Origin of the sequence: Salibacterium salarium (genome assembly GCF_030813635.1) — a bacterium.
Classification (GTDB): domain Bacteria; phylum Bacillota; class Bacilli; order Bacillales; family Marinococcaceae; genus Salibacterium; species Salibacterium salarium.
The window spans coordinates 246,703-272,669 of sequence record NZ_JAUSUM010000004.1 but is presented as its reverse complement, the minus strand read 5'-3'; the positions used below and the strand labels follow the sequence as shown (position 1 = coordinate 272,669).

General features: G+C 39.8%; 21 protein-coding genes. 6 read left to right on the top strand and 15 right to left on the bottom strand.

Annotated elements, in window-relative coordinates; genetic code table 11:
* The first annotated feature begins 30 nt into the window (after positions 1 to 30).
* The 3 genes from J2S78_RS15450 (at position 31) to tatC (ending at position 2,507) form a co-directional block, all read left to right on the top strand.
* Positions 31 to 1,464, top strand: coding sequence for an alkaline phosphatase PhoX (locus J2S78_RS15450; protein WP_370871577.1), 1,434 nt, complete (start codon positions 31 to 33; stop codon positions 1,462 to 1,464).
* 13 nt (positions 1,465 to 1,477) lie between these two features.
* Positions 1,478 to 1,711, top strand: coding sequence for a twin-arginine translocase TatA/TatE family subunit (locus J2S78_RS15445; protein WP_125560414.1), 234 nt, complete (start codon positions 1,478 to 1,480; stop codon positions 1,709 to 1,711).
* A gap of 73 nt (positions 1,712 to 1,784) precedes the next feature.
* A complete protein-coding gene (gene tatC / locus J2S78_RS15440) occupies positions 1,785 to 2,507 on the top strand; it encodes a twin-arginine translocase subunit TatC (protein ID WP_306900000.1) in 723 nt (240 codons plus the stop codon).
* Between the two features lie 66 nt (positions 2,508 to 2,573).
* On the opposite strand, the gene J2S78_RS15435 is transcribed toward tatC, so the two are convergent.
* Positions 2,574 to 3,779, bottom strand: a complete 1,206-nt coding sequence (locus J2S78_RS15435) for a CHAD domain-containing protein (protein ID WP_306899999.1) — start codon at positions 3,777 to 3,779, stop codon at positions 2,574 to 2,576.
* Positions 3,780 to 3,944: 165 nt separating this feature from the next.
* On the opposite strand from J2S78_RS15435, the gene J2S78_RS15430 reads away from it, so the two are divergent.
* The 3 genes from J2S78_RS15430 to J2S78_RS15420 all read left to right on the top strand — a co-directional run bounded on the left by J2S78_RS15430 (position 3,945) and on the right by J2S78_RS15420 (position 6,985).
* Positions 3,945 to 4,964 (top strand): LLM class flavin-dependent oxidoreductase, encoded by a 1,020-nt coding sequence (locus tag J2S78_RS15430; protein ID WP_306899998.1) that lies wholly within the window; start codon positions 3,945 to 3,947, stop codon positions 4,962 to 4,964.
* A gap of 127 nt (positions 4,965 to 5,091) precedes the next feature.
* The gene (locus J2S78_RS15425; RefSeq protein WP_306899996.1) at positions 5,092 to 6,771 is read left to right on the top strand and encodes a tetratricopeptide repeat protein; all 1,680 of its coding nucleotides are present in this window, start codon (positions 5,092 to 5,094) and stop codon (positions 6,769 to 6,771) included.
* Between the two features lie 16 nt (positions 6,772 to 6,787).
* Entirely contained in the window at positions 6,788 to 6,985 is a 198-nt protein-coding gene (locus J2S78_RS15420; protein ID WP_125560360.1) for a YwbE family protein, read from the top strand.
* 384 nt (positions 6,986 to 7,369) lie between these two features.
* On the opposite strand, the gene J2S78_RS15415 is transcribed toward J2S78_RS15420, so the two are convergent.
* The 14 genes from J2S78_RS15415 to J2S78_RS15350 all read right to left on the bottom strand — a co-directional run bounded on the left by J2S78_RS15415 (position 7,370) and on the right by J2S78_RS15350 (position 25,745).
* Positions 7,370 to 9,289 carry a glycoside hydrolase family 13 protein gene (locus J2S78_RS15415; protein WP_306899994.1) on the bottom strand — a complete coding sequence of 640 codons (1,920 nt, stop codon included), beginning with the start codon at positions 9,287 to 9,289 and terminating at the stop codon, positions 7,370 to 7,372.
* A 26-nt stretch (positions 9,290 to 9,315) separates the two neighbouring features.
* Entirely contained in the window at positions 9,316 to 11,754 is a 2,439-nt protein-coding gene (locus J2S78_RS15410; RefSeq protein WP_306899993.1) for a glycogen/starch/alpha-glucan phosphorylase, read from the bottom strand.
* Positions 11,755 to 11,779: 25 nt separating this feature from the next.
* Positions 11,780 to 13,210, bottom strand: coding sequence for a glycogen synthase GlgA (gene glgA / locus J2S78_RS15405; RefSeq protein ID WP_306899991.1), 1,431 nt, complete (start codon positions 13,208 to 13,210; stop codon positions 11,780 to 11,782).
* Between the two features lie 77 nt (positions 13,211 to 13,287).
* The gene (glgD, locus tag J2S78_RS15400) at positions 13,288 to 14,394 is read right to left on the bottom strand and encodes a glucose-1-phosphate adenylyltransferase subunit GlgD (protein ID WP_306899989.1); all 1,107 of its coding nucleotides are present in this window, start codon (positions 14,392 to 14,394) and stop codon (positions 13,288 to 13,290) included.
* Between the two features lie 13 nt (positions 14,395 to 14,407).
* Positions 14,408 to 15,568, bottom strand: coding sequence for a glucose-1-phosphate adenylyltransferase (locus J2S78_RS15395; RefSeq protein ID WP_306899986.1), 1,161 nt, complete (start codon positions 15,566 to 15,568; stop codon positions 14,408 to 14,410).
* Positions 15,558 to 17,459, bottom strand: a complete 1,902-nt coding sequence (gene glgB, locus J2S78_RS15390) for a 1,4-alpha-glucan branching protein GlgB (RefSeq protein ID WP_306900281.1) — start codon at positions 17,457 to 17,459, stop codon at positions 15,558 to 15,560. Before glgB ends, J2S78_RS15395 begins: the two co-directional genes overlap by 11 nt.
* Before the next feature lie 399 nt (positions 17,460 to 17,858).
* Positions 17,859 to 19,031 (bottom strand): aminotransferase-like domain-containing protein, encoded by a 1,173-nt coding sequence (locus tag J2S78_RS15385; protein ID WP_306899985.1) that lies wholly within the window; start codon positions 19,029 to 19,031, stop codon positions 17,859 to 17,861.
* A 150-nt stretch (positions 19,032 to 19,181) separates the two neighbouring features.
* The gene (locus tag J2S78_RS15380; RefSeq protein ID WP_306900280.1) at positions 19,182 to 20,231 is read right to left on the bottom strand and encodes a galactitol-1-phosphate 5-dehydrogenase; all 1,050 of its coding nucleotides are present in this window, start codon (positions 20,229 to 20,231) and stop codon (positions 19,182 to 19,184) included.
* Between the two features lie 2 nt (positions 20,232 to 20,233).
* Entirely contained in the window at positions 20,234 to 20,410 is a 177-nt protein-coding gene (locus J2S78_RS15375) for a hypothetical protein (RefSeq protein WP_306899983.1), read from the bottom strand.
* A 27-nt stretch (positions 20,411 to 20,437) separates the two neighbouring features.
* Entirely contained in the window at positions 20,438 to 21,472 is a 1,035-nt protein-coding gene (locus J2S78_RS15370) for a zinc-binding dehydrogenase (protein WP_306899980.1), read from the bottom strand.
* Positions 21,473 to 21,500: 28 nt separating this feature from the next.
* Positions 21,501 to 22,763 (bottom strand): PTS galactitol transporter subunit IIC, encoded by a 1,263-nt coding sequence (locus J2S78_RS15365; RefSeq protein WP_306899978.1) that lies wholly within the window; start codon positions 22,761 to 22,763, stop codon positions 21,501 to 21,503.
* A gap of 144 nt (positions 22,764 to 22,907) precedes the next feature.
* A complete protein-coding gene (locus J2S78_RS15360; protein ID WP_306899976.1) occupies positions 22,908 to 23,189 on the bottom strand; it encodes a PTS sugar transporter subunit IIB in 282 nt (93 codons plus the stop codon).
* Positions 23,186 to 23,674, bottom strand: coding sequence for a PTS sugar transporter subunit IIA (locus tag J2S78_RS15355; RefSeq protein WP_306899975.1), 489 nt, complete (start codon positions 23,672 to 23,674; stop codon positions 23,186 to 23,188). The genes J2S78_RS15360 and J2S78_RS15355 overlap by 4 nt, the downstream gene beginning before the upstream one ends.
* A gap of 16 nt (positions 23,675 to 23,690) precedes the next feature.
* A complete protein-coding gene (locus J2S78_RS15350; protein ID WP_306899974.1) occupies positions 23,691 to 25,745 on the bottom strand; it encodes a BglG family transcription antiterminator in 2,055 nt (684 codons plus the stop codon).
* Between the last annotated feature and the right edge of the window lie 222 nt (positions 25,746 to 25,967).

Here is a 25,967-nt window from a genome sequence, read left to right as displayed (position 1 = left end):
TCCTATTAAAAGTAAGGAGGAATGCTGACATTGAAAAACACAATGAATCGTAGGGATTTTTTAAAAGCTGGAAGCATGAGTGCCATTGCCTTAACTCTTTCGACGTCAGGGTTGGGGTCACTCGGCAGCGTTAAACATGGGATGGCTGCCACTCGGAATCCAGACAGTAGTTCATTTGGCTATGGACCGCTCGTAAAAGATCCTGGAGGAGTTCTTGATCTGCCTAATGGATTTCAATACCGTATTATTTCTGAAGAGGGGGGAAAGCTGGTTGACGGCCGCCCAACCCCAGCCATGTTTGATGGAATGGCTGCTTTTCCAGGTAAACAAAATTCTACTATTTTAGTGAGAAATCATGAATTAAGCGGAAACCACGAATTTCCTGTAGAAGGAAAAAATCCATACAATAAAGAGGCAACTGGCGGTACAACAGCGCTTATTGTCGGACCAAACCGAAAATTAACTGGAGAATATGTGACGTCTGCCGGAACGGTTCGAAACTGCGCTGGCGGCTCTACTCCTTGGGGCACTTGGCTAACATGTGAGGAAACGTTAAACCGGGGACATGGATACGTGTTCGAAGTCGATCCTCTCGATCCGGAAGGCGACGTGTCTAAAACTCCTATCCGTGACATGGGGGCATTTTCTCATGAAGCCACAGCTACTGATCCTGAGACAGGAATCGTCTATTTAACAGAAGATTCGAGTCCTAGTTTTTTCTATCGTTTTATTCCTAACGATCGTAGCCAGAAGGTGGGGGCATTACAGAAAGGCGGTACACTGCAAGCGGCAGCTTTAGAAGAAAAACCTTCTTCGATGGCCAGTGATTTTGATGATGGCCAAACCTTCGGGATTGTTTGGAAAGATGTTGATCCTGAAAAGCCGAGTGATGAAGCTATAGAAAAAGACTGTATACAATTCAGCCGTTTAGAAGGAGCTTACTTTGCAGGAGGAGTATTTTGGTTCGACGATACGTCTGCTGGCGACGGGAATCTTGGCCGTGTTTACCGCTATATTCCGGCAACTAACACATTAGAACTATTTTATGAATCCACTGACAAAAATGACCTCGAGATGCCGGATAATATTTGCATGACGCCATGGGGAGATTTGTGGATAGCAGAAGATGGAGGCGGAGTAGACCGTATTATCGGAATGACACCCGAAGGAGAAGTATATACCTTTGCCGAAAACCGATTAAATAATTCCGAACTTGCCGGCCCGACTTTTTCCTCTGATGGCAAAACATTTTTTGTAAATATACAAGTTCCCGGCTTAACCTTTGCGATTTGGGGGCCGTTTTCCTGGAGAAACGCCGGTCGGCAACGACTAATGGGACACGCTGAACCACCGGCATCCTACGCTCCTCAAGTTTCAGATAAATTGGCCGCCTTTGCTGAACGAAAAGGAATGTCTAATCTTGAAGCGGCAGCCTTTTCACGTCACGGCATGCCACTACTATGAGGAGGATTAAATGATGCCGCAAAATATAGGAATTCCAGGATTAATTCTAGTGCTCGTTATCGCGTTAATTATTTTTGGACCATCCAAACTTCCGGAAATCGGACGAGCTTTCGGAAATACGTTAAAGGAATTTAAAAAAGCAACGACCGAATTAGTAAACGGAGATAGCGAAGAAAAGAAAACCGTAGAAAAAGACGACAGCAACGTGCAAGCAATGGAAAGAAAACATGATAAAACAGGCAGTTAACGACTGAATAGATGCAGGCAGGTTTTCTCATATCCTGCTTGCATCTTGATTTTACAAGAAAGGTTGATTATCAATGAGTACCGAAATGAATCTTGTCGATCACCTCGGTGAACTCCGCAAAAGAATAATCATTACACTGCTTTCTTTTGTTTTTTCTTTTGCTGTATCATTTGTTTTCGTAAAAAATATTTATCAATTTCTAGTACGAGATTTAGAACATAAGCTAGCATTGCTCGGGCCTGGGGATGTCCTTTGGGTGTACATGGTTATTGCTGGTGTCATTGGGTTAGCCGTCACGCTGCCAATTGCAGCCTTACAAGTATGGAAGTTTGTGCAGCCGGCTTTAACCAACATCGAACAAAAAGCGTCATTGTCATTTATCCCCGTCTTATTTTTCTTATTTTTAGGAGGAATCGCTTTCGGTTATTTTGTATTATTTCCGCTGGTTCTCTCCTTTTTGGAAAATTTAGCTGACGATGATTTTGAAACCTTTTTCACTGTCCATAAATATTTTTCGTTTATGATTAATTTAACGTTGCCTTTTGGATTTTTATTTGAAATGCCTGCCGTTATTATGTTTCTCACACAAATTGGTATTATCAATCCAAGGAAACTGGTGAAAGTAAGAAAAGTAGCCTACTTTGTATTGGTTATTATCTCCGTTCTTATCACCCCGCCAGACTTTATGTCAGACATACTCGTAATCATCCCACTACTTCTATTATACGAGTGCAGCATTATTCTAAGTACATTTATTTATAGAAAGAAACTCCATGCTCAAGAGACCCAGTCATAACTAAACGCAGTAAATTATATTTCGATGGATAGCCCCGGCATTCCTATTGTCCGGGACCCTTCCCCTTTATTTTCCTATTTCTATTTTGCTTACCAATGCTTGAAGTTCTTCTGTTAACATCTTTCGCACGTCCTTCACATTTTCAGCAGGGGCGTCTATTTTCTTTCGGCAGTCTTTTATTTCGCGTAACCAATCGCGGATATCATTTATGTCTCCGAATTGACGCTGATAATTTTTATACTGTTTAGCATAATCGGCATAGTTCTTCCCATAAATCAATCCTAAATATTGATAGATGTATCGAAGTTCTTTTGAAAGAATCCGAATATCATGTAATGCTTTTAACGCAGGCTTCGATGATTCTCCATCCTCAGCCACCACGTTTTTGTATTTTGTCACTTTTTCTGCGAATTGTTCTTCATAGTATTTGACGTTATCTTCAACATCTAATGGAAGTACTAGTTTACGTAATTCGTCATCTCTGAATGCCTCCCAACGTTCTACAAATTTAGCGTTAATCATTTCCGGTAGATTGCTTTGCAATTTTTTCTGTTCTTTTCGACGTTTTTCATCTACTCGTTCGCCTACTTGCCGATAAATGTCAGCATGATCTGCATTTTCTGTTTCTGCTGCTCTTTTTTCAAAAGCATGAACAAGTACATCACGTTCCCTGACATTTCCTAGACGCTTATGAGCGTCTTGGAGTTTTTCCATTAGTTTATGATTTTTATCAATGCCTAAGAAATTCAACAACGTCAGCAAACGCCGGCCTTTTACACGAGCTTGATGTAAATCTTCTGTATCATTAAAAGACAGCGCTTTTTCACAATAATCCATATACTCTTGAACCAACTGATCGAGCACATTTGCCCATCTCTTTGTAATACCTCGATTACCTTCAGCCAAACAATCCTCACAAAGAAACGCCTGATTTATTTTTATTAATGAATGTTTTGATTCGCAAACCGAGCAAGTGGCCAATACACTTTGTAAGAAAATAGAGTCTTCATATATTTCGACCTCAATTTGATCTCCTTTATCCCAATCATATTCGTGTCTGATATCAGCAGGAATCAAAAGGCGACCTTGTTCATCCAATACTTTATATTCTTCAGACGTCTGATTAGCTTTTATCACAACTACCGCCTGACGATTCACTCTTTTGTTTAAAACAAGGGGTTGGTCCGCAAGCTCCAACTGATCTCGGACACTTTTAGGGATAACGATGCGTCCCATCGAATCTATCTGTCTCGTCAATGTTTTTGCCGCCATAGAATAACCACCTTTCACCCTTTTCTTTACTCATTCCCTGTTCTATCCGTTCGAAACTACTAAATGTCATTTCCAGACGCGTACAATCATTTTATTTTGGAACACTAAATAAAATTGATAAAATACGACCAGTCCAAAATTTTTTAAAGTAAAGGAAGATGTAATATGTCTACAGATAAACAATTAAAAGACATTCGTTACTCCGCTCTTGATTTGTCACCCATCGTAGAAAACGGAACAGCCTCTGATTCGTATCAAAATACAGTCGACCTTGCCCAATATGCGGAAAAATGGGGATATCATCGCTATTGGATGGCCGAACATCACAATATGCCTTTCATTGGCAGTTCCGCAACATCTGTATTAATCGGGCACGTGGCAGGCGCTACATCGAAAATTCGTGTCGGTTCAGGCGGTATTATGCTGCCAAACCACTCCCCACTCGTTATCGCCGAACAATTCGGCACGCTCGAAACGCTTTATCCTAATCGTATTGACCTCGGACTTGGACGCGCACCAGGAACCGATCAGCTCACGATGCAGGCGCTTCGCCGTAACAGTAAGAGCGATGGACATGATTTCCCGCAAGATTTAGAAGAATTGCGTGCATATTTTGATTCGTCCCTTGCTTCTGGGAAACAACGTATTCGTGCGATTCCAGGACAAGGTTTAGATATCCCAATCTGGCTGCTTGGTTCCAGCGGGTTCAGTGCACAACTTGCCGGTCAGCTTGGCTTGCCATTCGCCTTTGCCAGCCACTTTTCACCAGACAATACACTGCCGGCACTTGATTTATATCGTCGCTCCTTCCAGCCATCCGATGTACTGGATGAACCTTATGCGATGGTAGGTCTTAATATTATTGCCGCAGATACAGATAATGCAGCTGAGTATCTCAGTACAACCATGAAACAGCAGTTTTTGAATCTAGTTCGGAACACGGAAAACAAGCTCCAACCGCCTGTTGATAACATGGATGATGTTTGGACAGAGCAAGAAAAATTTGCTTTACAAAAACAACTAGGTTCTTCTATTATCGGTTCACAGGACACTGTCAGAAAGCAAATGCAGGATTTCTTAAACGATACACAAGCGGATGAAATGATGATTAATGCTCAAATTTATGATCATAATGCGCGTTTACGTTCTTATGAAATCGTATCTGAAATTATGAACGAAAACTAAACTTTCACGATGTTTTATCTTCTATTGGCTTTACTCCAGGCAGTATGAACTGTCTGGATTTTTTAAAATGTCCTCCTTATGATAAAATTTTAACCAAGTATCTCGTAATGAAAGGACTTAAACGACGATGTTATTAATAAATCCAGAATTATATCCATTGTTAACCAATAAACCTTTACCCGAAAATGAGACCCTTCCAACAAGTAATCTCCTTCTTGGGTCAATTGCTTATGAAGTAGCGGAAAAATTAAATAAAATGCCACGTTTTTTTAGAAGAAACCGACACTTGTTAACATGTCATCAATGTGGACAACGTGAGAAATATAATATCGGGCAGCCGCTTCTAGACTATTCTATCGTGGACCGTTCTAAACTGGTTACACAAGAAATAACCGTAATGGACAAAGTTCAATTCCCGTTTTATTTTCGTTGTGTTCATTGTAATGCAGCAGGAGAATGGACATGGAGCGATCGCCTGGAAAAAGCCGTTTATCTGGGAGCATTAGGCAATACAGAAAATCCCGATAACCCGTCGATTCCGTTAAACGGGGAATCCCGGCTTTTCGACGATTATAAACCAAAATGGGCAGCACAAGGGGAAGAACATATACTGAAGCTGATTAAACAAGACCAGACGAATGCTTTTTTATGGTATACACTCGGTAACCTTTACTACAAAAGCCACCGCGCTGACCTTGCCGCAGCTGCGCTTGAAAAAGCAGTTGAATTAGATCCAACTCACACTGAAGCACTGTATACTCTCGCCCAGATTCTAGATACCGTTAACTTAGATGCTTCCCAGTATTATTTTCACAACGTCTTATTAACAGTTAGCACATACAACGACATGGACGTGCATATGCTGCGCGATGTTGCCGCTCACAGTATCTGGGAATTAGAGAGCATGTATAAAGAATCTGAAGGGAAACTACCTGTCTTTCCGTCAGCAAAAGCAGCTAAACATATAAATGATTCTTCGTTACATGAGTTTCTTTCCCGTACAGAAGAGGAAAAAATGAACTTTTTAAATGATAGTGATATTAATGCCAAAACACTCGATTCGTTTTATCCGTTGGCAGAATTGTTTCTAGGTAAGCAAAAAGAAAAGCTGCCGAAAAAAGAGCAAACATTTCATCATATCGTCCATCCGGAAGTGGCTAAACAAAAACAAGCAAACCTTGAAAAATATAAACAGATTCGAAGCGCTGGTATGCAGCTTCATGCGGACATCTTCTCCTATTTAGTCGAGCAAAATGGTCCTCACACATTACGAGAAGTGAGCCGATTTTTAAATATTTCCTTTGAAAACGAAGAAGCGTTTGATCGTGATGTTATGACCGATTTTGCTATTTATGAATACGATTGGAATGGTGAAAAGGCTGTTCAGAAGTACAAACAGGACCACGAAGAAGCAGACGAACGATTGCAAATACTCGAAGCTGCAGACAATGCCTGGTCGTCATTATTTCAAGTAAAAGATGCTAGCAAAATCGATGGTACGGTGCTTTTAGAGGACCTCATTTATGAAATGGACATTGAAATTATAGATAATCATTTTAGCGCTACTGTCGATTCTGATGAATTACTGTTGTACACAAGAATTCTTCCGTTTTCAACCTTTAACATAACTTCAGGTATTAGTTTCCTCTTTGGTAAAGACGACTCATCTTACTTGTTGAATCAATGGGAGAAACAAAAAGAAAAAACAGAGCCAGAAAATAGGTCACCGTATTGCTTTAAAAAGTTTTATCAGCTATACAAAAGAGCGGATCTCGGCCTTCCACTCGATTTTCAGACAACCAAATAAAAAGGGAGCGACTGCCATGAATGGGCAAAACCGCAGCACTATTCAACCAGGAATAGAAGTAAACATTGTACTTAAACAAAATCAACGATCCGGAAAACTGACTCGCGGTATCGTTAAAGATGTACTGACAAACTCGTCGAATCACCCGCACGGCATTAAAGTGCGACTGGAAGATGGCAGTGTTGGACGGGTGAAAGAAATTATAAAAGGATGATGAACATGTCGATTTATTCCGATGATGAGCTTATTAGATTTGGTTCGCTTGTGAAAGATTGGACAGTAAATTTGAATTTCGCTAGTAAACTTGCTCATTCGGACAGTAATCACTCAAACTCGGCTAGTAAATTATCGAATGGGAACAGTAAATGTTGGATGTGGATCATAAATCCATGCTGACTCCCTCATTTTAATAAAGAACGATAGCCAATCACTACCAAGAAAAACGGAGCTTGGGCGAACTTCCCAAGCTCCGTCCTTTGTTTTAGAATATGCTTCTTTCCGCATCCGCTCCAGACAGGACGCTTTCTGCAGGTCTAGCCTCAGCCTCCTCCGAAAAAACGCCAACATTTTATACTGCCCTATCCCATTAAATAAACATTCAATCAAGATATTGCAACAGCATACTTTCGTTTGGCTCAAGCGTAAGCCTTAATTTCCCGTTTTTTGAAGGAAATATGCGCAAAAGATTCTGTATATCCTGCCAATTCCCTTCCTTTTTAACAGATAGGGTGACTTCTTCACTCTCTCTATGGTCCCGATTGATAAAATAAATCATGTGTTCATTATCAGCTTTTTTGCCAAAGGTATCCTCCCCATTTTCTGTCCATCTTTCAAAACTATACACATGTTGATTTAAAAAGTGGGATTTCCAGTGCCCAGTCCGTAGAGCAGTAAATTTATTTCTCCAGCTACCTAGCTTTTTATACCACGATATTAATTCGCGGTCTTCTTTACCCCACGGGTATGGCTTACGATTGTCTGGATCTTTCCCTCCTGTTAACCCCGCCTCATCTCCGTAATACAACGACGGAATCCCCGGGAAGGAGTATAACCATAGACTTAAGGCTTTCACTTGTGCTTTAACGATTTCTTTTCTTTCTTCCATTGGATGAGCAAGGACATTTTTTTCTAAAACCGTTTTTATGCGTTCCACATCATGGTTCGATAACATATTCATCAACGAATAAAAATAGTGCTTAGGGTAATGTTCACGTAAGGTCATTAATTTTCGGTGAACAACACCGGCGTCTATTTCTCCCTTCATAAAGTCGAGCATAATACGGCGAAGTGGATAGTTCATTACAGAATCCAATACCCCACCCAAAAAATAATCCCTGCGCTTACCATACGCTGTCTTATTCGTTGCATCTTCCCATACTTCACCAAGAAGCACACTCGACTCATCGTCGTTTTTCATTTGTTTATAGATTTTTTTAATAAGATCATCGGGAAGCTCATCCGCAACATCAAGACGCCAATTCTTCATCCCTCGTTGTTGCCAGGTTTTAATCACACTTTCTTTGTCATAGATAAGAAAGTCTTGATAATCTTGGTTTTCTTTATTCAGTGTGGGCAGCGTTCCTACTCCCCACCATGTTTCATAGTCATAAGGGTGATTATGAAACGTGTACCATTCATAATAAGGGGAATCTTTTGACTGATAAGCTCCAAGTGTTGAATACTGTCCTTCGCGATTAAAATATTTACTATTACTACCTGTATGGCTAAAGACGCCATCAAGCATAATTTCGATATTACAATCTGCTGCCTTGTCGATAAGTTCTATAAAATCATTCTTATCTCCAAGGAACGGATCAATTGTATGATAGTCACCTGTATCATAACGGTGATTGCTTTCCGCCTCAAAAATCGGATTCAAATAAAGAACCGTCACTCCTAATGATTGTAGATAATCTAACTTTGCAATCACACCTTGTAGGTCGCCCCCAAAAAAATCCCAACGTGTCACTTCTTTTTTCTCATTAAAAATATAAAGTGGTTCATCATCCCAATGGGTGTGCAATAAGCTTGTTTTAGGTGCATGAGTGACATCAACCGTTCCCGAGCGGTAAAAACGGTCAGGGAATATTTGATACATCGTAGCATGTTTCCACCAATTTGGAGTTTGATAAACCGGATCATAAACGGTAATTTGCCAAGATGGCGGGATATGATCATAAATATGACCAGCACCACTTTCAAACACTTCTTCCCGTCCATAATAAAGAGAATGGTTATCTGTCACCACCTCAAAGAAATACCAGAGTAACTGGGGTTCCTCCGGAGTGGTAATTCTCGATTCATATCTATGATAGGGGCGTACTTTCTTATTCAATTCCATGGCTTGGATGTGATGGTCATCTTTTTTATCGTAAATATAATGCAGGTTCACTTGTGACACCTTATACCATTGGTGAATATCAAGTTTCAACGAAACGTTTGAACCTTTCGGAACAGCCCCAAAAGGCTCCCTGTATTGTAATTGAAAACTATTGTGATACAAATCTCGCTGCCTCACGTTTCGTCCCCCTAACTGCGATCCCTTCATATTGTAGCAGGTTTAATTTTCCAAATGTCATCCGCATACTGCTGTATCGTACGATCACTCGAAAACGTTCCGGAATGAGCAATGTTTATTAAACTTTTTTTACTCCACTTCCTTTTAAATGGATAATCCCGATTTATTTTTTGTTGCGCTGCCACGTAACTAGCAAAATCTTTTAACACAAAGAATTCATCATTATGGGTCAATAAGGCATGATAAATTTCTTCGAATACATTGTCACCTTTGGAGAAGGGACTAAACAGAATGAGTTGATCCAGAAGGAGACGGATGCGGTGATCCGACTCATAGATATCTCTCGATGAATAGGAACCGTTATAGTCGAACCGATGAACTTCCTCGGCACTTAATCCAAACGTATAAATGTTAGCATTACCTACTAACTCATGGATTTCAACATTAGCACCATCCATCGTGCCAAGGGTCACCGCTCCGTTCATCATTAGTTTCATATTACCTGTGCCGGATGCCTCTTTACTGGCTAAAGAAATTTGCTCACTTACATTTGTTGCAGGAATAATACGTTCCGCCGTGGAAACCGAATAATTAGGCAAAAATACAACCTTAAGTTGATCATTCACATCTGAGTCATTATTAACAACCGTTGCAATCCTATCAATTAACTTAATCACTTTTTTTGCAAAGTGATAACTGGGAGCTGCTTTTGCTGCAAAGAAAAAAGTTCTCGGCTTGATCGTATACGATCGATTTAACTTGATTTGATTATATAAATACATAATATGCATAGCATTCAATAACTGCCGCTTATATCCATGAAGGCGTTTTATATGAACATCAAATATAGAAGACGAATCAATCGTAATTCCATCGGTCTTCTTCACCCATGCCGCCAGCTCTTCCTTGTTTTGCTGTTTGATGTCATACAACTGATCCAATAAGGCAGCATCATCTTGTTGGAGAAGCAGTTTCTGTAAACAGTCAGGTTTTTCTATCCATTCTTCCCCGATTGCTTCTGTTATCGTTTTCGATAATCTTTGATTGGAATACATTAGCCAGCGTCTGTGCGTGATTCCATTCGTTTTATTGTTAAATCGATTAGGAAACGTCCTATAAAAATTTTTCATTTCCCGTCTTTTTAATATCTCTGTATGCAGTTGAGCCACTCCATTTACGCTATGACTTCCTACAATCGCCAAATGCGCCATCTTCACCTGGCCATCTGCTACAATAGCAAGCGCTGCAATTCGATCAAAATCGCCGGGGTATATTTTCCATAAAGATTGACAAAATCGCTCATTGATTTCAACAATAATCATAAAAATCCGCGGCAATAACCGACGTACTAAATCTATCGGCCAGGATTCCAAAGCTTCACTTAAGGTTGTATGATTCGTATAAGAAACCGAGCGCTGAGTTAAATCCCAAGCTTCATCCCAGCCAATCCCCTTTTCATCCATGAGAACCCTCATCAATTCAGGGATAACTAACGCAGGATGGGTATCATTAATATGAAGAGCTACTTGGTTTGAAAATGTAGACATAGGTAACTCTAGATCTTCAAAAGAACGAACTACAGACTGAACACCAGACGAGACAAGGAAATATTCTTGTTTCAAACGAAGCTCTTTGCCTTCCTCGTTAGAATCATCTGGGTATAGACATTCTGTGATAGATGTTAACGACCGGCGATGATCGAGAAAATTCCCATAATCATCCTCCAAGGAAGCTTTAACAAGAGTATCATCAACCGACGGCTCAGCGGACCACAATCTTAACGTATTCACCGTTTCATTATTATACCCTACGACAGGAACATCATAAGGCACTGCTTTTAGCTGTTCATAGTCACTATGATCAAAAGAAAGAGCACCTAATGAGTCTTCAACAGGGTACACATGTCCGCCAAAACGGATCTCAATTGTTTCTTCTGGTCGGCGTACTTCCCATACATACCCTTGGGCAAGCCAATCGTCAGGTAATTCCATTTGCTGACCGTCTAATAATTGTTGATGAAACATTCCATATTTATAACGGAGTCCATAACCATGCCCTGCCAAACCTAATGTAGCTAAAGAATCAAGAAAACATGCAGCTAAACGGCCTAAACCACCGTTGCCAAGTCCAGCATCATTCTCTCTTTCTTCTAGCATCGACAACGATAATCCAAGGTCTTGTAAACCTTCCTTTACCGTTTGAAGTACTTGTAAATTAAGAAGATTATTGCCGATCAATCGTCCTATTAAAAATTCCATAGAAAAATAGTAGACTTGTTTTTGTTTATTTTCCTTATATTTTTGATTGGTGTGCATCCAATTTTTATTTATTTTATCTTTTAACAGCGACCCCAACGCCCTGTAAGCATCATCCTCTGTAGCTGTCTCCATGTTTTTGCCAAGTTTGGTTTCTAATCTTTCGGAAAATGCCTGCTTAAATTCTTCTTTGCCGCTGAAAACGTACATGATAATTTCCTCCCATTACCCTCCGCTATTCCACCATGGATTGATAGTAATCCATATACTGATTAGCGGAGTGTCTCCATGAGAACTGACTTTTCACAGTATTTTTCATTAGTTTCTTCCAGTGATTTGCATCATGATAGATATGAAGAGCCCTTCTAATCGTAAACAACATGTCGTGAGCATTGTAATTAGCAAAAGTAAAACCATTACCTTCACCCGTTTTCTCAGAAAAAGGAATAACCGTGTCCTTTAATCCTCCGGTTTCCCGGACAATCGGCACCGCAAGATATCTAAGCGCAATCAATTGTCCTATACCACACGGTTCAAAACGTGATGGCATTAAAAAGAAGTCACTTGCTGCATAGACTTGGCGTGAAAGCGGTTCAGAGAAGGTTATATTGGCTGACATCTTTTTCGGATGTCTCTCCTGGACCCATTGCAGCATCTGTTCATATTGATATTCTCCTGTACCAAGGAGTACGATTTGTACATCTTCGTGATACAGCAATTCATCAATGACACGTCCAATAAGATCAAACCCTTTTTGTTCTACCAGTCTCGAAACAATGCCAATCATGGGAATGCCTTTTTGAACCGGTAATCCTAATTGCTCCTGAAGCCACATTTTATTTTGTTGTTTCTTTTTTAAAGAACTCCGATATGGAAAAGTAAGTGTGTCGTCCTTCATGGGATTATAATCTTTATCATTTATTCCGTTCACTATACCTGTAAATCTCTCGGAATGTTTTCTTAATACTCCGTCTAAGTTTTCTCCATAATACGGAGTTTGAATTTCATTAGCATACGTTTCACTCACCGTTGTGATAAAATCCGCATAATTCAGCGCACCCTTCATGAAATTAATACCACCAAAGAATTCCAAACCTTCTTCTGTCATCATACCCTCATCTAAATCCATCAAGTCATGTAAAACCGACTGAGGAAACGTTCCTTGATACATTAAATTATGAATGGTAAAGACGGTTTTTATACCTTGGAACTTCTCTACATTTTTGTAATGGGTATGTAAGAAGACAGGAATTAAACCTGACTGCCAATCATGACAATGAAGGATCTCCGGCTTCCAATCCAATTCTTTTATCATCTCCATAACAGCCCGATTAAAAAACACAAATCGTTCCGCTTCATCCTCATATCCATAAAGATTCGAGCGTTTAAAATAGTATTCATTGTCAATGAAATAAACAGGAATACCCTCATACTCTATATATTCAATTCCTGCATATTGGTTACGCCATCCCAATTGAACGTTAAGCTCCTTTATTTGCGTCAATTGTGATTTCCAGGACCCATCCATATTCGCATACTTAGGCAGCACAATCCGCACATCTGCTCCTTGACTACGTAGTTCGCTGGGCAGTGAACCTAATACATCAGCGAGCCCTCCTGTTTTAAAAAAAGGAGTACATTCTGCTCCAATCATTAACACATTCATATCTATCACTCCCTATAAGTATACGAATTTGTAAAAGGACTGTCAGAATCATGTCAGACAGTCCCTTCTTTTAGCTGTTAGATTATTTTTCGCTTTGGAACTACATATGGTTTTTGAGTTGCTCCTACTAATGTCTGTCCTTCCGAGATCCTGCAATCCTTATCTAAAATCACGTTCTCTAGATGTGTGTTCCTTGCAATATCACATCTTTGCATAATAATAGAATCCTTGATGACAGCTCCCTCTCCTATTCTTACTCCGCGGAACAAAATACTGTTTTCGACATGCCCATCGATGATGCAGCCATTAGCTACTAATGTGTTGGAAACATGAGAATCCGGAAGGTACTTGGAGGGGGCCTCATTTTTCACTTTTGTTAAAATAGGGGCGTCCTGCTTGAATAACTGGTCATGTACATCAGCATCCAATAATTTCGCACTGTTTCGATAATAACTTTCAATCGAATTCACAAGCGCGTGCATCCCTTTATATTCATAAGCATGAATGTGAAGGGATGAATGCTTAGCCTTAATCGCGTCTAAGAAAAAATGTGCGTTTCCATGGGCGATGCAATCTTCAATCATGTCACAAATGAGTTCTTTTTTTACAAGAAATATGTCCATATAAACGTTTTTTTCACTACGTTCATTATGAATGGCGGACACTCTTTGTTGATCATCAATTGTCAATTTATGTGACAATTGATGTTCTGGATATAGTTTATCCACTTTTTTATACACAACCGTTACATCTGCTTTTGCTTCTTTATGTTCTGCGAGCACCTCCTGAAAATCAATGTTACAAATATTTTGAGAGCCCGTTACTAAGATATAATCAGCAAGGGCACGATGAACAAAGTCAAGGTTATTGTGGAAATGCTGCAAGTCTCCTCGGGATATATCCGTTGGATCATTCCAATCAGGCGGCAAAATAAACAATCCTCCGCGGGTCCGATCCAAATCCCACGCTTTCCCTTGTTCGAGATGATCCATAAGCGATCGATATTTCCGGCGTGTGAATAAAGCAACCGATACAATTCGTGAATTCGTCATGTTTGATAAGATAAAATCAATCATCCGGTATCGTCCGGCGAACGGGACCGCAGCCCCGCACCGAAAGTATGTTAGTTCCTCTAAAACATCATGTTCATGATCCAAATTAATAATTCCAGCTATTCGATCCATGCCTCTCCTCCTCTTAGCTATTGGCTGCATAATTAGCTGCAAGAGCGCAACTTTCATGGGTAACAAGTGTGATTTCAGCACTTGGCGAAGGGTCACCAATTACAGCACCATCTTCAATAACACTTCCCTCTGTCACGATAGCGCGGTGAATGGCGACATTCTTACCCATCTGCACATTAGGCATGATGACAGAATCCTTGATGTAACATCCTTGTTTCACATGTACTCCATAAAAAATAACCGACCGGTTGACCGTACCGTATATGCGGCAGCCTTCGTTAATCTGTGCATTTTGGACGGTCGCTCCAGGGGCTATATATTGAGGGGGTTGATTCGGATTTTTAGATAATATTTGCCATGAATAATCGTTTAAGTTTAATGCCGGATCTTTTTCTAATAAATCCATGTTAGCTTCCCATAGACTCTCTATCGTTCCGACATCTTTCCAATATCCTTCAAACGTATAAGCCATTAGCTTTTTATAATCATAAAGAAGAGCTGGAATAATGTCTTTTCCAAAATCATGGGACGAATTTTCATTCCGGGCATCTTCTATTAAATATTTTTTTAGAACGTCCCATTTGAAAACGTACACTCCCATAGAAGCTAAATTACTTTTGGGCTCCTTTGGTTTTTCGTCGAATTCCGTAATACGTCCGTTTCCATCCGTATTCATAATGCCAAAACGGTCAGCCTCTTGCCATGGCACTTCAATGACAGATATGGTCGCATCCGCTCCAGATCCTTTATGATAATCAAATATAGCACCGTAATCCATTTTATAAATATGATCTCCTGAAAGAATGAGCACATGTTCAGGCTCGAATTGATTTAAAAATTTTATATTTTGGTAAATCGCATTAGCTGTTCCAGAATACCAACCTCCGCCTTCATACTGCACATATGGAGGAAGAACTGATACACCACCATACTCTCTATCTAAATCCCAAGAAGATCCGATTCCAATATAATCATTTAAAACAAGCGGTTCAAATTGTGTTAATACCCCGACGGTATCAATACCCGAGTTCGTGCAATTACTTAATGGAAAATCAATGATTCGGTATTTTCCGCCAAAATAAACAGCCGGCTTAGCAATTTGTCTCGTTAAGGATTTTAACCTTGTTCCTTGCCCACCTGCTAAAAGCATTGCCACACATTCCTTATTTTTCATGCTCTGCCTCCTTAGTAACTGATGTTCTCTTTAAGAAGCTCACACCGAGTGGAGGAATCGTCATTGTAATTTGTTGATTCTGCCCATGCGAAGGGACAGGATCTGTTTCAAGCAACAAACCATTCGTTTGTCCTGAACCACCAAAGTGTTCCGCATCACTCGTGAATATCTCTTTATAAAACCCTTGTTCAGGCACTCCTATTTTAAAATGATGGTACACTTCTGGGGTGAAATTACACACGACAACTAATTGATCGTTCGATGATCGGCTGTTGCGCGCAAAAGCTATAATACTCTGCTCATTATTATGTGGATCAATCCAGAAAAAACCGTCCTCCTTATGATCTAGTTCCCATAGGGCTGGCATGTCTCTATAAAGTTGATGAAGTTGTTTAATATAGTTAAATATGGATGCATGGGAGTCGTAATCTAGTAATTTCCAATCTAGTTCTTCCATGTCCTTCCATTCATCAAACTGGCCAAATTCACCTCCCATAAATAATAACTTTTTGCCGGGATGTGCATACATATAGGCGAGAAACACCCTAAGATTCGCAAACTTCTGCCAATAGTCTCCGGGCATTTTGTTTAATAATGACTTTTTTCCATGGACAACTTCATCATGAGAGATCGGTAAAACAAAGTTTTCTGAGAAGGCATACATGAGGGAAAATGTCAGTAAATGATGGTGGTGTTTACGATAAATCGGATCCATTTCCATATACTCAAGCATGTCATTCATCCAACCCATGTTCCATTTGTAATTGAAGCCAAGCCCGCCACTATAGGTTGGCGCACTAACTAACGGCCAGGAGGTGGATTCTTCTGCCATCATTAGTGTATTCGGAACTTCTTCAAATATTGCCTCATTCATCTTTTTTATAAATGAAACGGCTTCTACATTCTCACGTCCACCGTACTCATTCAATTCCCATTCCCCGTCGTCTTTGCCGAAATCCAGATGGAGCATGCTTGCTACCGCATCGACTCTTAGTCCGTCTAAATGGTACTCTTTCAACCAGTAAATCGCATTCGATATTAAAAAGCTTTGCACCTCATTTCGAGCAAAGTCAAAGGTGAGTGTTCCCCATTGTGATTTTTCTGCTTTTCTCGGATTAGCATATTCATAGAGTGCTTCTCCGTCGAATTTCCGCAATCCATGCTCGTCTTTGCAAAAGTGGCCCGGAACCCAGTCCAATAACACTCCAATGCCTGATTGATGGCATTGATCTACAAAATAACGAAAATCATCAGGGGTGCCATAACGAGATGTTACCGAATAATATCCAGTGGCTTGATAGCCCCAGGAGCGGTCATAAGGATGTTCTGTTAAAGGAAGCAATTCTATATGGGTGTATCCTAACTCTTTGACATAAGGAATCACTTTGTCTGCATATTCACGATATGTATAAAAAACTTCCGACTCTATATTTTTCCATGATCCTAAATGTAGTTCATAAATAGACATAGGAGATTCGTAGATATTTCGTTGTTTTCGCTGCATCAACCATTCTTGATCATTCCACGTATAGTGATCAAGAGGATATATAATAGAAGCTGTATGAGGTCTCTGTTCACTAGAAAAGGCATAAGGGTCTGATTTTAAACTTAAATGTCCATGTGCGGTTAAGATTTCATACTTATACATCATTCCCGTTTCCAGTCCAGGAATGAACGCATACCAAATTCCTTCTTCGTTCCACTTTTTCATAGGGTGTTGTCTACCGTCCCAATTATTAAACATGCCGACAACACTGACTTGTTTTGCATTAGGCGCCCAAACTGCAAAACGAATACCAGGAATGCCGTGTTGTGTATCTTTATGTGACCCCAAAAGCTGATAACTGTAACGTAGATTCCCTTGGTGATATAAATAAATATCTTGCTCCATGTCTAATTGTTTTATCACTGAAACACTCCTCTATATTAAAAAAGATCATTTTATTGACCATATATCTATCATAGAATCACTACAATATTTTTACAATAATACTTTTTGTAATATTCTGATAAGTTTTGTCACTATTAGTTCCGCTGTTTCTACAGGATTCGTTTGAGTTTTAGTTCATGATAAGAAAATCGCAAGCACCCTTGGATAGTGGACGGATATTTATTCCGTTATCTTGATTAAAAAAGGAACAATGGAGGGGCACGGACATCTGTTCCTCTATTGGCGGTTTCATTTGACAAATCGCAAGGTTTTAGGCAATTAACGGATTAAATGTCCGCGCAGCTTCTCTCCTCTTCGTTTCTGCCAGCGCAAACCACCATCCACTGCCCCAAGCCTCTCTTATTTTTTCATGACGTCAATGAGACGTTTCATTCCTTCTTCAATCATATCCGGCTCGGCGTTTGTGAAATTTAAGCGCATCGTGTGCTGAGCTGGTTGATTCACATAAAACGGTGTACCAGGGACAAACGCCACACCATTCGATACAGCTTCATTCAACAAAGCGGTTGTATTTACTTCTTCGGGCATGGACACCCAGAAAAACATACCACCTTTTGGTTCAGTATACTGGATTTTAAGATCATCGGCTTTATCAAAAATATCTTTCATAACTAGCATTCTTTCTTTATACGCATGGCGCAGCGTACGAATATGCTCATCAAGATCAAATTCCTCCATTAGCGCGATAAGAGCGTGCTGTGATAATGAATTGGTATGGAGATCTGTAGCCTGTTTTGCTTGTGCCATCATGCGGATAATTTGATATGGACCGGTAATCCACCCTGTTCGCATTGCTGGTACTACCGTTTTTGAAAAAGTACTCGTATACACAACATATTTATTATCATCCATTGCGGCAAGCGGCGGGACATTTTCTGATTCGTCAAACTGAATATCCCCATATGGATCATCTTCAAATACAATCGTATGATACTTCTCAGCCAACCTTAACAGCTGTTTTCGTCGTTCTAATGACCACATTTTCCCTTCAGGATTCGAATAGGTAGGAACGATATAAATACATTTGGGTTTTAATTGTTGAATCTTTTTTTCTAAATCGACTTGGGTCATTCCTTCCTCGTCAGAATCTACGGGAACGATATTCACTTCATACGATTGAAACACCTGGAGTGCCGCTAAATAAGTAGGATTTTCCGTTAATATAATGTCTCCTGGGTTAAACATGACACGGGCAAATAAATCTATTGCCTGCTGCGAACCAGAAGTAACCAAAATGTTTTCTGGGTGGCGGGAAATACCCTTTGCCTCCATTCGTTCGCTCAATTTTTCACGAAGTCCGGGAACCCCCTCGGTTTCCCCGTATTGTAAAACTTTAGGTTCTGCGGACAGCGCCTTATCAAACGCACGCCGTACTTCTTGGACTGGAAATAACTTTTCATCGGGCAGCCCGCCGGCAAAGGAAATAACATTTCCCTGGTTTACTACTTTTAAAATGTCTCGAACTGCCGAGGACTTCATATGATTCACACGTTTAGCAAAGCCATATTTCATTCTCTCTCCACCTTTATTATTTGAAAAATCTGAATATACAACGCAAATATTCTTATATTATAACACAAAAGATACGGGTCAGACCTTTTTATAAGAGATTTGACCCGTACATAGGTGTTAGATTTTTATTTGAATCATGTAAAGTCCTCATCACGATGTCGTTGGATAAAGCAAAACCTTGCTGAAGAATTCATTCTGGTTAAGAATACGATCAAATACAGCAGGGCCTTCTTCTAATGGCAAACGGTGGGTAATAATAGGGTTTGTTTGAATACACCCGCTGCGCATCGCTTCTATGGAGGTATGCCATTCTCTTCCTGGAAAAGGGGATGATACGGCATTCCAACCTCCTAAAATTCGCAGTTCATTTCTTACTATTTTTTCAAAATAAAACCGTTCAATCGAAACATCACTGTACGGAATACCCATAAACACAACTTCTCCGCCCTTTTTAGGAAGAGCAAGTACCTCGGCAGATGCGGCCACTGATCCAGCTGATTCAACCGCTACATCTACTCCATCTCCTCCCAACTCTTGAATGATTTCATACGCTGGTTTTTCTTTTGGTTGTATCGTTACATCAGCCCCTACTCTTTCCGCTATTGTCAGTTTATTTGAATCAATATCTATCGCATAGACAGTGGAAGCACCAAACGTCTTGGCCCACTGTATTGCTAGTAATCCAATGTTTCCACAACCTATTACGGCCACTGTATCTCCAGGCTGCATGGAGGTTCTGTAATAAGCATGCGCTACAACAGCGGAAGGCTCTATCATTGCTGCTGTATCATCATCTACTTCATCGGGTATCGGAAGAACGTTTGCAGCGGGAAGTTTTGTTTTATCAGCAAAAGCACCAGCCTGAAACGCTCCGAGAACCGTAAGTTTTTCACAACGAGCAGGATTTCCTTTTTCACACTCATGACAACTTTTGCACGGAAAAGCGGGACACCCCGCTACTCTATCTCCCGGATTCACATGAGTTACTGCTTTTCCGACTTTTTCAACAACCCCTGAAAATTCATGTCCTAATGTCATTCCTTTTACATAAGGTCCGAGCTTTGCAAAACGAGACAAATCTGAACCACAAATGCCGGCAGCTTTTACCTTGATAACAACATCATCTGATTCTGTGACTTCTACTTCTTCTGCCTTTTCAAAGCGAAGATCCTTTCTCCCATATAACTTAAGTGCCTGTATCGTCATGAGGAGTGCTCTCCTGTTCTCTTGTTATCCTTATTGTCATTGTTCCGCTTAAATATACTAACGATGGCACCGAAAACAACGATACTATTAATTATCAGCTGATTTTCTATATACCAGTCACTCACAGGAGTTAAATAAGGACCCAGCATAATCTCTACCATTGTTTCTACCATTCTTTTCACCTCTTTCAGATAAATCCATTACTCTTCTATAGGAGTTAATGAAACTTTAATTGCTTCCCCGCTTTTTATCGCATCATAAGCTTCGTTCCATTGTGTTATGTCAAATTGGTGAGTAATAAGTGCTTTAGCATCAACCTCTCCTTGATTCATCAATGACAGACTTGGTTCCCAATCACTTGATTTTTGACTGCGGCTGCCTGTAAATTGGATCTCCTTTTGAATAATATTACTTACATTTAATTCAATCGTACTCTTCGGGAATATGCCTACTTGTACGTATTGACCTTTTTTCACTAGCAAATCAATTCCCATGTTTGCCGCAGGTACCGCTCCTGTGCATTCAAATACGACGTCCGCACCATAACTATCAGTGTAGTAATTGACAACATCTTTTACATCTTTTTCTTCTATATTGATCACTTTATCTATACCTAATTCTCTCGCCTTCTCTAATCGAATGGTATCATTGGATAATCCCGTAATAATAACAGTAGCTCCTTTTGACTTTACCGTTTGTGCCGTTAATAAACCAATAGGACCTGGACCTAGTATAACGACAACGTCTCCCTTTTTTATTTCCGCTTTTTCTACCGCGTGAAAAGCACAAGCAAGTGGTTCTGCCAGAGAAGCAGCTTTAAAATCAACATGACGAGGAAGAACATGAACACTTTCTTTTTTTGCAATTAAATAATTCGTGTAGCCACCATCTTGTTTTGATCCTAGTCCTATACGGTGGTTACATAAATTATAATCTCCAGATTTACAGTACTTACAGACACCACAGATAAAAAACGTCGTCTCGGATGTAACTCGGTCGCCTATTTTGCAGTGCGTTACATTTTCGCCTACTTCAACTACTTCCCCTGAAAATTCGTGTCCTAATATAACAGGGGTCTTCACCTTATAGTGGCCTTCGTATGCATGAATATCGGAGCCGCAAACACCAGCGTATTTTACTTTGATTTTGACTTGGTCAGCGTCCGGAGAAGGTTCAAAAACCTCTCGGACATTTAAATGACCATACCCTTCTGTTTCTTTGACAAGTGCCTTCATTCAGTTTCCTCCTTTCACCAATCCACTATTAATTGAATAGTCCAAAAAATTTATAAATGACGTAGTTAATCATGTTTCCACCTTGATCAATACTTGAAATTAAATTCGTATCCTCCGGCATTTCAAACTGAGCATCCTGTGCCATTTGTGTATGAAGTTGTGCAATATCTGTAGCCATATAAAGAGATAAAGCAATCATAACCGTACCAACCAGTACAGAGTGAACAATGTTACCACGAGCCGCTCCCACTATAAATGCGACGACAAATGGAATAGTTGCTAAATCGCCAAAAGGAAGCACACTGTTACCAGGTAGTATAATAGCAAGTACAATTGTTATTGGTACTAAAATAAGTGCTGTGGCAATCACAGCTGGGTGTCCGATTGCAACCGCTGCATCCAGTCCAATATATATGTCCTTTGCTCCAAATCGTTTTTGAAGTAATTCTCTGGCAGACTGAGAAATTGGCATTAAACCTTCCATCAATATTTTCACCATTCTCGGCATAAGAACCATAACCGCTGACATCGATATACCGATGTTCACCACTTCTCCGACGGGGTAACCTGCCAATATACCTAACGCAACACCTAGTACTAATCCGATGAATATCGATTCTCCGAAAACTCCAAAACGTTTTTGAATCGTGTCAGGATCTGCATTCCAATTTTTCACTCCCGGAATCCGCTGTACCAGCCATACTAACGGAATTCCTATCGGTGCATAGGAAACGGTACTTCCAGTTGCCACTGACACTCCGGGTAAATCAAATTCCCGCTCTAACATAGGTGCTGTCCAATCAGCAATTTTCAAACAGGCTATCTCAAATAGAATCGCGGCAATCAATCCTTGAATAATACTGCCAGTCATCGCATAAACAATACCGCCCATGAAAGAAAAATGCCAAAAGTTCCAAATATCCACGTTCATCGTTTTCGTCGTTTTTGTCATAAGCATAAGCACGTTGACTAATAAACCTAAAGGAATAATAAACGCAGCTACAGGAGTGCCCCAAGAAATAGTAGAGGCTGCCGGCCAACCAATATCAATAACGTTTAGTTCCACTCCTAATCTCTCTACCATTGCTTGAGCAGCAGGTCCTAAGTTTTCCACAAGCAAATCTACGACAAGAAAAATACCAACGAATGCGACACCAATTGTTAAACCAGAACGAAAAGCTTTACCTACTTTTTGTCTGAAAGCCAATCCTAATATGAAAATAGCAATTGGCAAAATAACAGTTGGTCCTACATCTAAAAACGCTTGAAACCCATCTATAACACTTTGCATAACCTCTCCTCCTTACATTTCATCTTCTATCAAAAACAAGCTTTTTCTGTTTGTATTCAATTCATAAAAACTATATAATGAAATTGGATGTGTTGTTCTCCCGTAATCTAGTCAAGATTCGGGAGGATTTTTTTATCTTTAATGCTACTGTTTCAAAGCTTCTAATATCTCTGCTTTTGTTTCTTCTGTACCTATCCCTGTTAAAAATGAACGGGCATTGATAACCGGAAAAGGGTAGTCTTTTTTTGTCACTGTCGTTGTTATCAATAGATGAGCAGAATCTTCATAAGCTGGAATATCTGAAATCTTGCATTGGATAACTTCCGCCTCGACGTTATTATCTTCACACATTGATTCAACTGCTTCATTTACAACAGTCGATGTAGCAATCCCTGTCCCGCAAGCTACAAGTACACGCTTTTTCATGTTGTTTCACCTCCTTGATAAGATAATGCTAATGCGTCTTTCAAAACACTCACCATTTTTTTCTTATCTTTAGTGTTCTTTAAAAATAGTAATTGTTCTTCGTCTTGAAAGATTTTCATAAGGCGCTGCAACATGGCCAATTGCGAATGTTCGTCATCCATCGCAAGCATAAAAACAATATCAACCGAAGTCGTTTCTTTTTCTTCTCCCATTATTCCAAAATCAACGGGTTCTTTTAATATTCCTATACTGAGCGATTTTTGTATTACATGTTCTTTGTCTGTGTGTGGAATGGCAACGGAAGTGCCTTTCGTTGGCAAACCCGTGGCATATTGTTCTTCACGATCTATAATAGCCTGTATATAAGATTCTTTTACAAACTTTCTTTTATAAAGATTGGTTGCTAATGTACGCAGCACGCTTTCATTTGTAGTGTCATCCAAATCATCTAGTATCAATGTTTCATCGAGGTACAAGTCACTCACTAGTATCACTCCTTTTTCATGTAGGTTCATTGTACGCGTACTGTTGAAGCACAGTTTGAATGTCTTGTTTTGTCGAGGCCTGTTCGATTGCTTTTATATCTTCAGGATGTTGTGATAGTTTCATAATTTGCCGTAGTGCTTGTAAATGGTGATGCTTATCAAGAGCTGCAATGATAAAGATAAACTGCACTTCATGATTGGTGTCAAAATCTATACTTTCTTTTAACCTTAAGAAACTAATACCAAGGTTTTTTACACCTTTCTCTGGATTCGCATGAGGTATAGCTACGTTATTGCCTAACACAATATAAGGATCCGTTTGAGTAAGCATTTCATTCACATAATTTTCTGTAATACTATCATCTAACAACAGAGGCTCAGATGCTTTGCGAAGGGCTTTTTCCCAACTCTTCGCTTCAGATAGTAGCGTCATACGGTCTTGTGTCACAATTTCATATAAATGTGGTTTTCGATCAATGGATGGATCTGGAGCTATTGGTCTTACGTCTTTGTGTAAGTACCTATCTAACTCTTGTGCCAACGCTTCCGATTGAGAAATATCCACGTGCTTTTGAATAATCTCCAAAATATAATCCACACTCAAATGTTCCGGGGTATAACCGTGTAACTCTGACATCACCTGCTGTCTTAATCGTTGCTTTTCTGATGGATTCAATATTTTACTTACTATAAACAACTTTGCTTCGGTGTGGACGAATACCGGTGAAAACACTACATCGTACTCTAAATCATATTTTCTGAAATCTCGTACCGATAAGGCATCAAGAAAGACTAGTTCAGGGAAAAGTTCTTTCAACTCTCCCAGTAATAAACGAGATACCGAAACACCGTGTGGACAAACGACTAATGCTTTTGTTTTATGATGAATACTATCTCCCTGTTTAGTAAGCCAACCTCCTATGAGCATTGTTAAATAGGCTGTTTCACTATCAGGAATCACTTCACCTATCAATTCCCTTAAAGGTCCTGTTGATTGTTTGACTAAGTGGTGAAGTTCTTGAAATTCTTCACTTACTGTATGATGCCATTCGTTCATCTCCGTTAATTTATACTTCACCCGGTAGTAAGCGGGTTTCACATGTAGCAATAACCGATGAAGCAGCTGCTCTTTATTGTGCAAGTAGATACAAGACCTTTTTTCGAATTGGTGAAGGACTTCTTGTAGCGTGTTTAATAGTTCAGGTATCGCTTCTTCGGTTAAGTCTTCTGCCCAATACACGTTCGCCGTCAGCAAATGAAGTGTGATAAAGAGACGCTCCTCCATTGGTACATCCGGCTGATTTTCTAATATTTCTTCCGTCGCTTTCCATTCTTTTGTATCCATTAATTCTTCGTAATGAATATAAAACGGATCGATAAAACGACTTTGCTTCATCCGCCGCAACAAAAGGGATAGAACATACGGCATCGTTTCTATTTTTTCATCAGTAAACTTTAACTGTAATGTTTGTTCAATGTTTTGGATTTTATCGTGAAATGTTTGTATATCTGACTTATCCAGTTCACCCATTTCAAGTATCCGCCACACCCCATTTGCCCGTTCCATTATCCGATGGACAGTGTTAATCAGAAGTTTTCGAACAGAAAACTCCTTACCACTCAACTCATACCCCTCTCGTCTCGTATACGTAATTTTCAATTGATAAGCAGTCAGACGTTCCTGTACTTTTCTAAGATCACTTAAAACTGTATTTTTACTGACATCCAGAGTACTTGTGAAATGTATAAGAGAGAACTCTTCCTGCTTACTTAACAAAAGAAATATTAGAAGATCCTCTCTTTCCCTTTCTGAGAGAATATTGTCATCGCTGTACTCCTGCTGTTCGTCCAACAATGCAGATGACACAATCGGATCTACTATAAACAACCCTTGCTTCGTCCGTTCTATTTTTGGTAAGTTTTTCGTCTTCAACCAGTCATTAATTTTGTCAAAACTGTATTTCAATTGACGTCGGTTCAATACATATTTGCTTTCTAAGTCCTTACTTTTCAAACCGGGTTTTTTAATGATTTCGTTTAATAAATCATTGCTCCGCTGATCAAGCTGCATGGATTCCCCCCTTTCCACAATTTCATTGTAACACCGATAAAACCCGTTATGTATGCGTTTTCATCACAGTCTCTTGCCTTGTGCATTGTCACACGTTGTGATGTATGACAATAAATAACGCATCTTGAGAAGTTCACCCAAAATTCTCCTTTTTTATTTTCGGTGGGGCTCAATGGCCTGCGCTGCAGCAGGTGAATGGTTTCCGTAGGTCTGCTCTCGAGG